We start from the raw sequence: 13033 nt of genomic DNA on the forward strand, positions 1-13033 counted from the left end.
GCTGGCGGCCCACCCCCGGACGTCCGGGACGACCTGCGGCCGGCCGGTCTGCACCTGGATCATGTCGTCGACGATAGGTCGCAGGAGCCCCCCGGCGCGTGCCCCTCGGGGGGTGAGGTCGTACCTCCTTCGGGGGTACGACCTGGCACCCACCCGGGCTGGAGCGTTCCCAACGCCCGCGAGCCGACCTACGCTGGCACGAGCGCAACGTCGCGCGCCGAGGAGGCGAGACATGGGGGGACGTCGTACGGACCCACCTGTTCGCCAGCCGGCCGGGCATCTGGGCCCAGCACATCGGGGCGGACACGGTCGAGGAGGTCGAGGCCGTGCTCGACGAGGCCCAGCGCCTGCTCGGTCCCGACTCGGTGCCGGCGATCGACGACATCACCGACTTCGAGGCTGCCATCGCCGCGCTCGAGACCGGGTGGAGCGCGGTCCGCACCGCGCTCGTCGGCGGGCACCTGGCCCTGGCCCCCGTCAGCGGCAGCACGGTCGACGACCTCATGGCGCGGACCATCCGGAGCGAGCGGCTCGTCCGCACGGCGCAGGTGCGCCACCGCGAGTCCGCCCTGGCCCAGGTCCGCGAGACCCTCATCGAGCTGCGCGACATCGACAGCGTGGACGGCTTGATGAGCGCCGGAGCGGAGGCGTTGTGCCGGCTCGGGTTCGACCGAGCCCTCGTCTCCCGCGTCGAGCAGAACACCTGGTTGACCGAGGCGGTCCACCTGGTCGACGACGACCCCGAGTGGGCCGCCGCGATCCTCGCCGCCGGCCGGGCGCACCCGGTGCCGCTGGTCCACGGCCTGCCGGAGGACGAGGCGCGACGACGGGCGGTGCCGGTGCTGGTGACCCGCGTGCAGGAGCGCGAGGCAGTCCGCCAGGCCGTCGCCGAGGCGTCGCAGTCGCGCTCGTACGTCGCAGCGCCGGTCATGCCCGGCCGGCGGTTGCTCGGGTTCGTCCACGGCGACCGGTTCTTCCGGCGCGGTGACGTGTCCGAGCACGACGCCGAGCTGATCGGGGTCTTCTCGCAGGGTTTCGCGTTCGCCCTGGAGCGGGCGATCCTCGCCGACGAGCTCGCCCAGGTCCGGGCCGCGGTGCGCCAGGTGGGCCTCGGCCTGCAGGGCTTCGCCGACGGCGACGCGTCGCCGAGCCTGCTGTCCGTGCCGACGGCGCCGGCGAGGTGGAGCAGCGGCACCGGCCCGCTGACCGGCGCCGCCCCTCGGGCCGACGGTGTCGAGCTCACCCGGCGTGAGCTCGAGGTGCTCGAGCTGATGGCCCAGGGCGACACCAACCAGCGGATCGCGCGGCGGCTCACGATCTCGGAGGGCACGGTGAAGTCCCACGTGAAGCGCATCCTGCGCAAGCTCGGCGCGGCGAACCGGGCCGAGGCCGTGGCCCGCTGGCACACCGCGCAGTCCCGCTCGACCGCCAGCTGACCCCCACGGACCGGGCCGGCATCCCCCCAACGGGCTACGACATCCATCCCAGGGGAGGCTGTGGACCGCGGCTTCGCAGGCGCACCCTCGGAGGGTGCTCGATGACGGGCACCACGACGCCGAAGGGAGGGGGGGTCATGACGTGGCACACCTCGACGACGACCCGCGACGACCTGCAGCAGCTGATCACCCACATCCGCCACTGTGGCGGGACGGTCGCCAGCTGCCAGCGGTGCGCCGAGGGCCTGCTCGTCACCTGGTTCACGCTCTGAGCCGTCCCGGCTAGCCTCGCAGGGTGGACAACCCTGACGAGGCACTGGCCCGGTTCGCCGCCCAGCAGCCGGGCGCTGCCCTGGGAGACGTGCTCGGCGCCTCCGGACGCAGCCTGCAGCCGATCAGCCGCGCCGGCCAGGAGGCCGCCACGAACCTGCTGGACAAGGCCACGCGCGGCCTGCTCACCGGCGACATGGACCGGGCGCGGCGGTTCGCCGACCGGGCATGCCGACTGGCCTACGACCGCCACGAGGAATCCCACCCGGCTGCCACGGTCGCCCACATGCAGTTCTTCGACCTGGTGGTCGACACCCTGGAGGACTGCGAGCCCGGCGACACGCTCTGGCTCCAGGCCGCCGCGATGGCCGCCGCGGACGCCGACGAGCGGGGGCGCTCGGAGGTGCGGGACGTCCTCGAGGCGATCAGCCGGGACTACCACCTGACCCGGCGCGAGCACGCCGCGGTACGCGCAGCAGTCGTCGACCTGCCCGTGCTCACGTCAGCGTGGGAGCTCCGATTCGGACCCGCGGAGCACGATGCATTCGTGGAGACGGTGCTGTCGATGCTGAGGGTGACCATCGGCTACCTCGCCGCACTCGGTGCCCTCGAGGGCGTCGGCTCCTGAGCGTGCTCTAGCGTGCAGGGGTGTTCGCGTACGAGTTCGAAGGCCGTTCCCCGCAGGTCCACCCCGAGGCGTTCGTCGCGCCGACCGCCACGCTGATCGGCGACGTGCGGATCGAGAAGGGCGCGAGCGTCTGGTACGGCGCCGTCCTGCGCGCCGACATCTGCACGATCATCGTGCGCGAGGGCGCGAACATCCAGGACAACTCCGTGGTGCACGGTGCGCCCGACGTCGTCGTCGAGATCGGCGCCCACTCCACCGTCGCCCACGCCTGCGTCTTCCACGGCGACTCCCTCGGCGAGAAGGCGCTGCTCGGCAACGACAGCACCGTCCTCGACGGCGCCCGCGTCGGGTCCGGCAGCCTGGTTGCCGCCGGCTCGCTCGTGGCGCCCGGCACGGAGATCCCCGACGGGGTGCTCGCCGCCGGCAGCCCGGCGAAGGTCAAGAAGCCGATCGAGGGCACCGGGGCGTCGGTGTGGGTCGAGACCAACGCGCCCTACTACGCCGACCTCGCCCGCCGGCACCGCGAGGGCATTCGCCCCGCCGAGTGAGGCGGGACCTCAGAGGATCCCGGCGACCAGGTCGACCTGGCGCGGGTCCCCGCCGGTCGGGATGAGCTGCACCTCGTCCGTGCCGATCTCGGCGAACCGGTCGAGCAGCGCCCGGAGCTCCCCGAGCGTGCCGGCGAACCCCGCGCTGGGGGCGAGGGCGTCGACGATCTCGACCGGCAGCCAGTTCATGTAGTGCCGCAGGTGCGCGTGCACCTGCCCGCGCGGGTCGTCGGTGGCCTCGGCCAGGGCGAACCAGAAGGACGTGGTCAGCCGCGGCGCCGGACGGCCTTCATCCGCCCAGGCCTTGCGCGCCACGTCGAAGAGGGCAGCGGTCTCGTCCACGTCGGCGGTCAGCGTCATGCCGGCGAGCCCGTCGGCCCAGCGCGCCGCGTGCTCCGTCGTACGACGACCGAGGGTCCCGACGAGCAGCTCGGGGCCACCCTCCGTGGCCGGTCGGGGGCCGACCGGGCGGGTCGCGCCGGTGGTGTTCTCGCCGGCCCACACCCGGCGCAGCACGTCAGCGCGCTCGGCGAGCTGGGCCATGGTGCGGGTGCCCCAGTCGGCGCCGACGGCGCGGTAGTCCTCCTCGCGACCACCGACGCCCAGGCCGATCGAGAGCCGGCCGTCGCACAACCGGTCGGCGGTGGCGAGCGCCTTGGCCAGGTGGACCGGGTCGTGCAGCTGCGGCACCACCACGGTGGCGGCGATGCCCACCCGCGAGGTCCACGCCGACACGGCGCCGAGCAGGGTGAGGATGTCGGGGTTGTCGAAGGCGATCCGCTCGCCGAAGCTGAGCGTGCTCCACGGCCCGGCGTCGATGCGGGTCGCCCACTCCCGCAGCAGGGCGGGGTCGACGTCCGGCTCCATGACCGGCAGCGTCATGCCGACCTGCATCGCGCTCACCAGACCACGCCGCGGTCGACGACGAGGTTGGCGCCGGTGATCGACGCGGCCGCGTCGGAGGCCAGGAAGAGCAGCGACTCGGCAACGTCCGCGGGCGGCATGAAGCCGGGGATGACCGACTGGCTCTTGGCGACCAGCTCCCAGTTCGCGTCCTTCGGCAGGCCGGCCGCGGCCGCCTCGATCATGGGGGTGGCGATGCCACCGGGCGAGACGCAGTTGACCCGCACCCCGCGCGTGCCGAGCTCGACCGCCAGCGAGCGCATCCCCAGCAGCAGGGCGGCCTTCGAGGCGCAGTACTGCGCGTTGTAGGGCTGGCCCATCACGGCCGAGATGGACGCGACGGACACGATGTTGCCGCCGCTCTCGGCGAGCGCGTCGGCGAAGGACTGGGCGAGCAGCAGCGGCGCGAGCGCGTTGACGTCGAAGTGGCGGCGCAGGCCGGCGGCGCTGATCTTCCCGACCTCGGCGAACTGCTGGATGCCCGCGACGTTGCACAGCACGTCGAGGCCGCCGAGCTCGTCGAGGGCGGCGGCGACGAAGGACTCGCGCGCCGCGTCGTCGGCCAGGTCGCACGGCACGACACCGTCGGCGGCAGCCACGTCGGTGGCGACGACGCGCGCACCTTCCTCGCGGAACAGGTCGGCCACCACCTGGCCGACACCCCCGGCAGCTCCGGTGACGACGACGCGACGGTCGGTGAACCGCTGGGCGCGGGCAGGGGCGGTGGTCATGGGTCCTCCTCGGTACGGGAGGCCCCACAATAGAACGCGTTCTACTTCTTGTCTCCCTACGATCTCCCCATGACCGACGGCTGGGAGTCCGACCGGCTCGACCTCGACGGCTACCTCGCCCGGCTGGGCGTCGCGCGCGCGGCGCCGGACCGGGCGCTGCTCGACACCCTGCACCGGGCGCACGTGCGGACCTTCCCCTTCGACAACGTCGACGTCGTGCTCGACCAGCACCCCGGCGTCGGCCTGGCGGCGCTCGACGCGAAGTTCGTGGGCCGCGGCCGGGGCGGCTACTGCTTCGAGCACGCGAGCGTCTTCGCGGCCGCCCTGGAGCAGCTGGACTACGACGTGCGCCGGCACCTGGGCCGCGTCGGCGACCCGGCGGCGGGCACCGTGCAGGGTCGCACGCACATGACGGTGGAGGTGCGGCTCGACGGTGAGCGGTTGCTGTGCGACCCCGGCTTCGGGATGAGCCTGCTGCACCCGGTGCCGCTCGTCGACGGCACGGAGTCCGACCAGGCCGGCTGGCCCTACCGGGTCGTGCGCGACGCTGCCGGCGGGTGGGGCCTGTGGCGGCTGCGCGAGGCCGGGTGGGAGCTCGCGCACACGACCGACGAGCTGGCGGTGCTGCCGGTCGACGTCGTGATCGGCCACCACTACACGAGCACCTTCCCGACCTCGCACTTCCGCAACAGCCTGATGGTCACCCGGCACGAGGAGGGCCGTCACGTCGCGCTGACCGCCTCCACCCTGACGGTACGACGCCCGGGCGAGCCGACCGAGCACCGCGAGCTCGCCGACGGCGAGCTGGTCGAGTGGCTCGACGCGCTGCAGGTCGGCCTCAGCCCGGACGAGACGGAGCGGCTGCTGGCCCGGCTCGCAGAGCTCGCCCGACCGGCCTGACGTCGCCCGACCGACCTGACGTCGTACGTCAGCGGCGGCTGCCCATCCGGGCGCCGAGCTGGTGGGCCTCGCGCAGCAGCAGCTCCCCGAGCTCGCGCTGGCGCGGCGGCGCGAGCCGCGACTCGATGCCGTTGATGCTCAGCGCCCAGCGCGGCTCCTCGTGGGCGTCGAAGACCGCCGCGCCCAGGCCCCAGCTGCCGGTGACGATGAGGCCAGGGTTGACGGCGTAGCCGCGACGCCGGGTCTCGGCGACCCGCTCGCGCAGGGCGGCTGCCGTGTGCTGCCCACCGTGGCTGGCGGCCAGGTCGGCCCGGGCGAGCCAGGACTCCCGCTCGCGCTCGGGCAGGAACGCGAGGATCACCAGGCCCGCGGAGGCGACGCCGAGGGGGAACCGGATGCCCTCGTGCAGGACGTGGGAGCGGATGGGGAAGCTGCCGTCCTCGCGGAGCAGGCAGACGGTCTCGTTGCCGCGGCGCACCGAGAAGTAGGCGCTCTCGCCGGTCTCGGCGGCGATGCGCAGCACTGCCTCGCGCGCCGCCGGCGCAATGTCGTGGCGGGTGGTGGCTGCGGCACCGAGCAGGAAGCACTCAGGCCCGAGGTGCCAGTCGGCGGTCTCCTCGTCGCGCTCGACCATGCCCTCCTCGCGCAGCGCGACGAGCAGCCGGTGCGCGGTGGGCCGTGGCAGGCCGGTGGCCTGGGCGAGGCCGGTGGTGCTGGCGCCGTCGGGCTCGCGGGCGGCGAGGGCGCGCAGCAGGGTCCCGACTCGTCCGACCACGCTCGCACCGTTGTCCACGCCCGGCAGCCTAGCCTGCGTCCACTGAGTGGACGCTTCTCCCCGCTACTGCCCGGGCAACGAGAAATCAGGCGGAAAGTCGCGCTCACCTGTTGACCACGATCGGGCACCTGGCCGAACCTCGCGGACATGGACAAGGTGATCTCCTCGGCCGCCGAAGCGGTCGCCGACATCCCGAGCGGAGCGACCCTCACGGTCGGCGGCTTCGGCCTGTGCGGCATCCCCTCGGTGCTCATCAACGCGCTCCTCGAGGCCGGCACGACCGACCTCGAGGTCGTCTCCAACAACGCCGGCGTCGACGACTGGGGGCTCGGCCTCCTGCTGACCGCCGGCCGGCTGCGGCGCGTGGTGGCGTCGTACGTCGGCGAGAACAAGGAGTTCGCGCGGCAGTACCTCTCCGGCGAGCTCGAGGTCGAGCTGACGCCGCAGGGCACGCTCGCCGAGCGGATGCGCGCCGGCGGCTCCGGCATCGCGGCGTTCTACACCCGCACCGGCGTGGGCACCCAGGTCGCCGAGGGCGGGCTGCCGTGGAAGTACGACTCCGCCGGCAACGTCGTGAAGACCTCCCCGGAGAAGCCGGTGATGGTGTTCGAGACCCGCGACGGGGAGCAGGAGTTCGTGCTCGAGGAGGCGATCGTCTCCGACTTCGGCCTGGTCCGCGCCTGGAAGGGCGACCGGCACGGCAACCTGCTCTTCCGCGACTCGGCCCGCAACTTCAACCCGCTGGCCGCGATGGCCGGCCGGGTCACCATCGCGGAGGTCGAGGAGCTCGTCGAGCCCGGCGAGATCGACCCCAACCACGTGCACCTGCCGGGGGTGTACGTCCACCGCGTCGTACCGCTCACCCCGGAGCAGGCCGCGGACAAGAGGATCGAGAAGAGGACGGTGCGCTGAGATGGCCTGGGACCGTGAGCAGATGGCGGCACGCGCCGCGGCGGAGCTCGTCGACGGCGACTACGTCAACCTCGGCATCGGCCTGCCGACGCTGGTGCCCAACTACGTGCCCGACGACGTCGAGCTGGTGCTGCAGAGCGAGAACGGCATCCTCGGCACCGGCGCCTACCCGACCGAGGACGAGGTCGACCCCGACCTCATCAACGCCGGCAAGGAGACCGTGACCGTCCGCAAGGGCGCGAGCTTCTTCGACTCCGCCACGAGCTTCGGGATGATCCGCGCCGGCAAGATCGACGCCGCGATCCTCGGCGCGATGCAGGTCTCCGCCGGCGGCGACATCGCCAACTGGATGATCCCCGGCAAGATGGTCAAGGGCATGGGCGGAGCGATGGACCTGGTCCACGGCGCGAAGAAGGTCGTCGTGCTCATGGAGCACGTCGCGCGCGACGGCTCCTACAAGATCGTCGACGAGTGCTCGCTGCCCTACACCGGCCGCGGCGTCGTGCAGCGCATCATCACCGACCTGTGCGTCCTCGACGTCACCCCCGAGGGGCTGCGGCTCGTCGAGCTCGCGCCCGAGGTCACCCTCGACGAGGTGCGCGAGAAGACCGAGCCGCCCGTCCTGGCCGACTGAACCGGCCCGCCCGGGCCGAGCCGGCCCGCCGGGGGGCTCAGGACGGGTGGGCTCCCCCGTGCACGATGCGGTGGAGCTCACCCATCCGCTCGTCGAGGTCCTGCGCGACGTGGGCGGCCGCCTCGAGCTCGGCGAGCAGGTCGCTGGGCACGTCCTTGTCGTACTTGTAGTAGATCTTGTGCTCGACGCTGGCCCAGAAGTCCATCGCGACCGTGCGGATCTGCAGCTCGATCGGCACCTGGCGCACGTCGTCGGACAGGAACACCGGGATCTCCACGATCGCGTGGAGGCTGCGGTAGCCGTTGGGCTTGGGGCGGGCGACGTAGTCCTTGATCGTCCGCACCGTCACGTCGGGCTGGGTCGTGAGCATGTCGAGCACCTGGTAGGCGTCGGAGATGAACGCGCACACGATGCGCACGCCGGCGATGTCGGTGATCTGCTCGGCGATCGCCTCCAGCTCCAGCGGGCAGCCGATCCGCTCCGCCTTCTCCCGCAGGCTCTCGATCGTCTTCAGCCGCGAGCTGACGTGCTCGATCGGGTTGCCGGTGCCGCGGAAGGACAGCTCCTCGCGCAGGATGTTGATCTTCGTCAGCATCTCGTCGAGGCCGAACTTGTAGGTCAGCAGGAACTGCCCGATCTCGTTGGCGCGCGCCTCGTCCGGCAGCGGGCTGACGGCGGTCATCGGGCTCCCTGTCGGTCGCGGGCGGCGGTCTGGCTGTCGTGCTGGCTGTCGTGCTGGCTCGTGCGGTGGCGCTGCCGGCGGGCGGGCCCGGACGGCGCGGTCCCCCCAGTGTGCCGGGTCTGCGGTGATCGCCCGCGCAGGGGTCCACCGGTGGCCTAGGGTCCGGGCATGAGCGACGCAGCGACCGGCACGACCGGCATGACCGGCATGACGGGGCTGACCGTGCTGGTCGGCGGCGGGCGCGACGAGGAGCAGGTACGCCGCCTGCTCACCCCGTTCCTCGAGGCCGCCGGCACGGGCGAGGTCGCCGCGGTCGTGGTCGACGACGGCGAGGGCGTCGACCTGGCCCGCTGGCGTGGCCTGCTCGCCGACGCCACCGGCGTGCGCGACGTCGTGCTCTCGGCAGGCCGGCCGCTGGAGCCCGCCGACCTCGACGGGGTGGCCGGCGTGTTCGTCGCGGGCGGCCTCACGCCGCTGTACGCCGAGCTGGTGGTCCCGCAGCGTGACCTGCTCGCCACACTCCCCTACGCCGGCTTCTCGGCGGGCGCGGCGATCGCCTCGGAGCGCGCGATCGTGGGCGGCTTCCTGGTCGACGGCGTCGCCGTCTGCCCGGAGGACGCTGCGGAGGACCTCGGCGACGTCACCGTGGTGGACGGCCTGGGCCGGGTCCCCTTCGCCGTCGACGTGCACGCCGCCCAGTGGGGCACGCTCCCCCGCGCGGTCGCCGCGGTGGGCGCCGGCCTGGTGCCCGAGGCCCGCGCGGTCGACGAGCACACCGCACTCGTCGTGCGTGACGGCCAGGTGCAGGTCGTCGGCGCCGGGCAGGCCCTGCGGGTGCGACCGGGGCCGGACGGCGTCGTCGTCGGCTGACCCGCCCGCCGGCGTACTCCGTGGACCTGGTGGCCGCTTCCCGAGGTTGGTGGCCGCTGCAAGAGTCAACAAGTTCGGGAATCACCGCCCAGGCGGTGGTTCCCGCCCACCCACTCATCCGCGATGAGGAACTGTTCTTCCACATCCCGGAATCTGCTAGAGTGACCGGGTGCGCAGAGCAAAGATCGTCGCGACCCTCGGCCCGGCTACGTCCTCGGCGGACGTGATCGCCGACCTCGTGGCCGCGGGCATGGACGTCGCCCGGCTCAACATGAGCCACGGCAACCACGACGACCACGCCAAGACCTACCAACTCGTGCGCGACGCGGCGCGTGACGCCGGCCGCGGGGTCGGCATCCTCGCCGACCTGCAGGGGCCGAAGATCCGGCTCGGCAAGGTGCCCGGCGGCCCGCTGCCGCTCGAGGAGGGCGCCGACTTCACGATCACCACCGAGGACGTCCCCGGTGACGCGCGACGCTGCTCGACGACGTACCAGGGCCTGCCGGGCGACGTCGCCGCCGGCGACCGCGTCCTCATCGACGACGGGCGCGTGGTGCTCGAGGTGACCGGCGTCGAGGGCACCGAGGTGCACACCCGCGTCGTCGTCCCCGGCAAGGTCAGCGACCACAAGGGCATCAACCTGCCCGGCGTCGCGGTGTCCGTGCCGGCGCTGTCGGAGAAGGACCGCGAGGACCTGCGCTTCGCGCTGCACCTCGGTGTCGACCTGGTCGCGCTGTCGTTCGTGCGCGACGCGGCGGACGCCGACGAGGTGCGCGCGATCATGCGCGAGGAGGGCATCCACCGCCCGGTCGTGGCGAAGATCGAGAAGCCGCAGGCGATGCAGAACCTCGACGCCGTCATCTACGCCTTCGACGCCTTCATGGTCGCCCGCGGTGACCTCGGCGTGGAGTGCCCGCTCGAGGACGTGCCCTTCCTGCAGAAGAAGGTCATCGACGCCGCCCGCCTCAACAGCAAGCCGGTCATCGTCGCCACCCAGATGCTCGAGTCGATGATCACCAACCCGGCCCCCACCCGCGCCGAGGCCTCCGACGTCGCCAACGCCGTCCTCGACGGCGCGGACGCGGTGATGCTCTCCGGCGAGACCAGCGTCGGCGCCCACCCCGTCGTGGCGGTGCGCACGATGGCGCGGATCGTCGAGTCCACCGAGGACAACGGCCTCGACCGGATGGCGCCGATCGACTGGCAGCCGCGCACCAACGGCGGCGTCATCGCCAAGGTCGCCGTCGAGGTCGCCAACCGCCTCGACGCCCGCTACCTCGTCGCCTTCACCACCTCCGGCGACACCGCCCGCCGCGTCTCGCGCCACCGCAGCGCGGTCCCGGTCCTCGGCTTCACCCCGGTCCCGCTCGTCCGCGACCAGCTCAGCCTCACCTGGGGCGTGCAGACCCACGTCGTCCCGCACGCCGACCACACCGACGAGATGGTCCGCCAGGTCGACCGCGCGCTGATGGACAGCGGCAAGGTGCAGAAGGGCGACGTCGTCGTGATCATCGCCGGCACCCCGCCCGGCACCCCCGGCTCCACCAACACGCTCAAGGTGCACCGCCTCGGCGACCCCGTGGGGCGTGCCGGCGGGGAGGGCTGAGCGGGCGCGGGAATCACCGCTCCAGAGGCGATTCCCTCGCTTCCTGACCGGTGCAACGGTCAGGAAGCAGCAGGAACGGTCAGGAAGTACGGCGTCGGAGCCGTGCCGGGACCGGGCCGGGACCGTGCCGGGAATCACCGCCCAGGCGGTGATTCCCGAGGTTGTTGACTGCTGCAGCGGCCAACAAGTCCGGGAACCGGCCACCAGGTACACCGTCGGCCGGACCGTCACCTCGCCCGCAACGACTCGTCGACCGACAGGTCGAAGTACTCCTCCGGGTCCACCGCCACGACGCCATCCTCGCGTCAGCGACCGAACCGCGCGACGTCCTGCGCTGCCACGGCATCTCCACCGCACGCCGGTCGTAGTGCTGCCGCACGAAGGCGACGGCTCCGTCCGGCGGTACACCGTCGAGGACGGCCAGGCACGCGAGCGCGGTCCCGGTGCGGCCGCGGCCGCCGTGGCAGGCGACCTCGACCCGTTCCTGTGCTGACCGCTCCCACACCTCGACGAGCACCTCGCGGGCGGCGACCGGGTCCGACGGCGTGCGGAAGTCTCGCCACCGCACCCATCGCGCCGGCCACGGCGTGGAGTCCGGCGGCGTGGCGGACAGGTAGACGCCCAGGTCCGGCTGCTCCGACACCGGAACGGCGGCCCGCAGGGACCGACCGCGCACCGCTCGCCCGCTCGGCAGCACGAGTATCCCCGGGGTCGACGTCGCCCAGCCTCCAGCCACGCCTCGACCGTAGCCCGCCAGAGCCGCGGCCCGGGGCTCAGCGACCGCGTGCCTCCAGCAGGGACACGAGGTCGTCCACGACCCGGTCGGCCGGGCGGTCCGCGTCCACGACCGTCATGGACGTCCACTCCGGCAGGGAGCGGTACGCCGCGTCGCACGCCTCGAGCCACGCGAGCTCGTCGACGTCCTTGCCCCGCAGCTCCAGCCGCTCGCGCGCGACCGCCGGCGCGACGTCGAGGAAGACCAGCAGGTCGGGCACCGGCAGCCGCCGGTAGCGCCGCCGCGCAGCGGCCTCACCCCCACTGCGGCGGGCTCGCTGGGCGACGTACTGGCACAAGGTCCAGCGGTCCAGCACCGCGACGCGCCTGCCCGGAAGGGCGGCCCACCCGGACGCGAGCCGCATCAGGACGTGCCGGACCCGCTGCTCGACCGCCTGCAGCCGCTCGGCACCCAGCCAGTCGGCGGCGTCGGCGTGGCCGCGCCGACGCGCCAGCCAGTTCATCGGCGGACGGCCGCCGGCGTTCTCGAAGTACCTCGCCCGCTGCCCGGACGCCTGGAGCCGACGAGCGAGCTCCCTGGCGGCGGTCGTCTTCCCGGACCCGTCGATGCCGACGATGGCGACGAGGACCGCGGGCACGCCCCGAGTCTGCCAGCGGCAACCGCCTAGGGTGGCGACGTGGCCATGTCCCTGAAGTACGCCGTGGTCGAGCGCGAGCGGCGCTACCTGCTGGCGTCGATGCCCGCCGGCACGCAGGAGATGCGGGTCATCCTCGACCGGTACGTCGTCGGCACCCGGCTCCGCTTGCGGGAGGTGCGGTCGCGCGACGGTTCGGTCCTGCGCAAGCTCAACCACAAGGTGCGCCTCGGCGACGGCCCGGCCGAGGTCGCCTCCACCAGCTGCTACCTCGACGACGACGAGTGGACGCTGCTGCAGTCGCTTCCTGCCTACGAGCTGACCAAGCACCGGCACACGGTCCGCCGCGACGGCCTCGTGGTCGTCGACCAGCACGTCGACGGCAGCCTCATCGCCGAGGTCGACGACGGGGACGGACCACCGGGAGTCGTGCCCGACTGGCTCGACGTGGTCGAGGACGTCAGCGACGACGAGGCGTGGACCGGCGCCGCCCTGGCCGCCCGGCTCGGGCGGATGTCCGCTGCCCCTGGCTGAGCCGCCTCCCGGGGATGTCAGGACACCCGGTGATCGAGGTGCGACGAGCATCAGCGAGGAGCCTCGAGGCCACCGGACCTGACAGGCGGACTGCGGTCCACACAGTCCGGTGCAGCGGGGCCGGAGGTTTCGAGGCTCGGCGCCGGGGCGCCTCGCACCTCAACCACCGGCGGGAGGGCAGCGCCGGGGCGCCTCGCACCTCAACCACCGGCGGGAGGGCAGCGCCGGGGCGCC

At 73.2% G+C, this 13033-nt stretch carries 16 protein-coding genes; 10 read left to right on the top strand and 6 right to left on the bottom strand.

Annotated elements, in window-relative coordinates; all coding sequences use genetic code 11:
• Positions 1–326 precede the first annotated feature (326 nt).
• The 4 genes from NOCJ54_RS26170 to NOCJ54_RS0115595 all read left to right on the top strand — a co-directional run bounded on the left by NOCJ54_RS26170 (position 327) and on the right by NOCJ54_RS0115595 (position 2882).
• Positions 327–1436, top strand: a complete 1110-nt coding sequence (locus NOCJ54_RS26170; RefSeq protein ID WP_051485913.1) for a LuxR C-terminal-related transcriptional regulator — start codon at positions 327–329, stop codon at positions 1434–1436.
• Between the two features lie 137 nt (positions 1437–1573).
• On the top strand, positions 1574–1708 hold the full coding sequence (locus tag NOCJ54_RS30550; RefSeq protein ID WP_269634542.1) for a hypothetical protein: 135 nt from the start codon (positions 1574–1576) through the stop codon (positions 1706–1708).
• Positions 1709–1731: 23 nt separating this feature from the next.
• On the top strand, positions 1732–2334 hold the full coding sequence (locus NOCJ54_RS0115590; RefSeq protein WP_028656232.1) for a hypothetical protein: 603 nt from the start codon (positions 1732–1734) through the stop codon (positions 2332–2334).
• Positions 2335–2354: 20 nt separating this feature from the next.
• Positions 2355–2882, top strand: coding sequence for a gamma carbonic anhydrase family protein (locus tag NOCJ54_RS0115595; RefSeq protein WP_028656233.1), 528 nt, complete (start codon positions 2355–2357; stop codon positions 2880–2882).
• 9 nt (positions 2883–2891) lie between these two features.
• Here NOCJ54_RS0115595 and NOCJ54_RS0115600 read toward each other — a convergent pair whose 3' ends face one another.
• Complete coding sequence (locus tag NOCJ54_RS0115600; protein WP_028656234.1) at positions 2892–3776, bottom strand: LLM class flavin-dependent oxidoreductase; 885 nt, start codon at positions 3774–3776, stop codon at positions 2892–2894.
• A gap of 5 nt (positions 3777–3781) precedes the next feature.
• Positions 3782–4516 (bottom strand): SDR family NAD(P)-dependent oxidoreductase, encoded by a 735-nt coding sequence (locus NOCJ54_RS26175; RefSeq protein ID WP_051485914.1) that lies wholly within the window; start codon positions 4514–4516, stop codon positions 3782–3784.
• 69 nt (positions 4517–4585) lie between these two features.
• On the opposite strand from NOCJ54_RS26175, the gene NOCJ54_RS0115610 reads away from it, so the two are divergent.
• Complete coding sequence (locus tag NOCJ54_RS0115610; RefSeq protein ID WP_028656235.1) at positions 4586–5416, top strand: arylamine N-acetyltransferase family protein; 831 nt, start codon at positions 4586–4588, stop codon at positions 5414–5416.
• Between the two features lie 28 nt (positions 5417–5444).
• Here the strand turns inward: NOCJ54_RS0115610 and NOCJ54_RS0115615 are convergent, their stop codons facing one another.
• Positions 5445–6209, bottom strand: coding sequence for an IclR family transcriptional regulator (locus NOCJ54_RS0115615; protein ID WP_028656236.1), 765 nt, complete (start codon positions 6207–6209; stop codon positions 5445–5447).
• 129 nt (positions 6210–6338) lie between these two features.
• On the opposite strand from NOCJ54_RS0115615, the gene NOCJ54_RS0115620 reads away from it, so the two are divergent.
• Positions 6339–7103 (top strand): CoA transferase subunit A, encoded by a 765-nt coding sequence (locus tag NOCJ54_RS0115620; protein ID WP_028656237.1) that lies wholly within the window; start codon positions 6339–6341, stop codon positions 7101–7103.
• Between the two features lies 1 nt (position 7104).
• Positions 7105–7737, top strand: coding sequence for a CoA transferase subunit B (locus NOCJ54_RS0115625; protein WP_028656238.1), 633 nt, complete (start codon positions 7105–7107; stop codon positions 7735–7737).
• Between the two features lie 37 nt (positions 7738–7774).
• Here the strand turns inward: NOCJ54_RS0115625 and NOCJ54_RS26180 are convergent, their stop codons facing one another.
• Positions 7775–8419, bottom strand: coding sequence for a GTP pyrophosphokinase (locus tag NOCJ54_RS26180; protein WP_051485915.1), 645 nt, complete (start codon positions 8417–8419; stop codon positions 7775–7777).
• 168 nt (positions 8420–8587) lie between these two features.
• On the opposite strand from NOCJ54_RS26180, the gene NOCJ54_RS26185 reads away from it, so the two are divergent.
• Both NOCJ54_RS26185 and pyk read left to right on the top strand, forming a co-directional pair.
• Positions 8588–9289, top strand: a complete 702-nt coding sequence (locus tag NOCJ54_RS26185) for a hypothetical protein (RefSeq protein ID WP_145725100.1) — start codon at positions 8588–8590, stop codon at positions 9287–9289.
• A gap of 169 nt (positions 9290–9458) precedes the next feature.
• A complete protein-coding gene (pyk, locus tag NOCJ54_RS0115640) occupies positions 9459–10895 on the top strand; it encodes a pyruvate kinase (protein WP_028656239.1) in 1437 nt (478 codons plus the stop codon).
• A gap of 79 nt (positions 10896–10974) precedes the next feature.
• Here pyk and NOCJ54_RS30610 read toward each other — a convergent pair whose 3' ends face one another.
• Both NOCJ54_RS30610 and NOCJ54_RS30010 read right to left on the bottom strand, forming a co-directional pair.
• A complete protein-coding gene (locus NOCJ54_RS30610; RefSeq protein ID WP_332248996.1) occupies positions 10975–11631 on the bottom strand; it encodes a protein-tyrosine phosphatase family protein in 657 nt (218 codons plus the stop codon).
• Between the two features lie 37 nt (positions 11632–11668).
• Positions 11669–12268, bottom strand: coding sequence for a dTMP kinase (locus NOCJ54_RS30010; protein WP_051485916.1), 600 nt, complete (start codon positions 12266–12268; stop codon positions 11669–11671).
• Between the two features lie 39 nt (positions 12269–12307).
• On the opposite strand from NOCJ54_RS30010, the gene NOCJ54_RS30015 reads away from it, so the two are divergent.
• Positions 12308–12799 (top strand): hypothetical protein, encoded by a 492-nt coding sequence (locus tag NOCJ54_RS30015; RefSeq protein ID WP_051485917.1) that lies wholly within the window; start codon positions 12308–12310, stop codon positions 12797–12799.
• The last annotated feature ends 234 nt before the right edge of the window (positions 12800–13033 follow it).

It is taken from the genome of Nocardioides sp. J54 (assembly GCF_000519005.1).
GTDB lineage: Bacteria > Actinomycetota > Actinomycetes > Propionibacteriales > Nocardioidaceae > Nocardioides.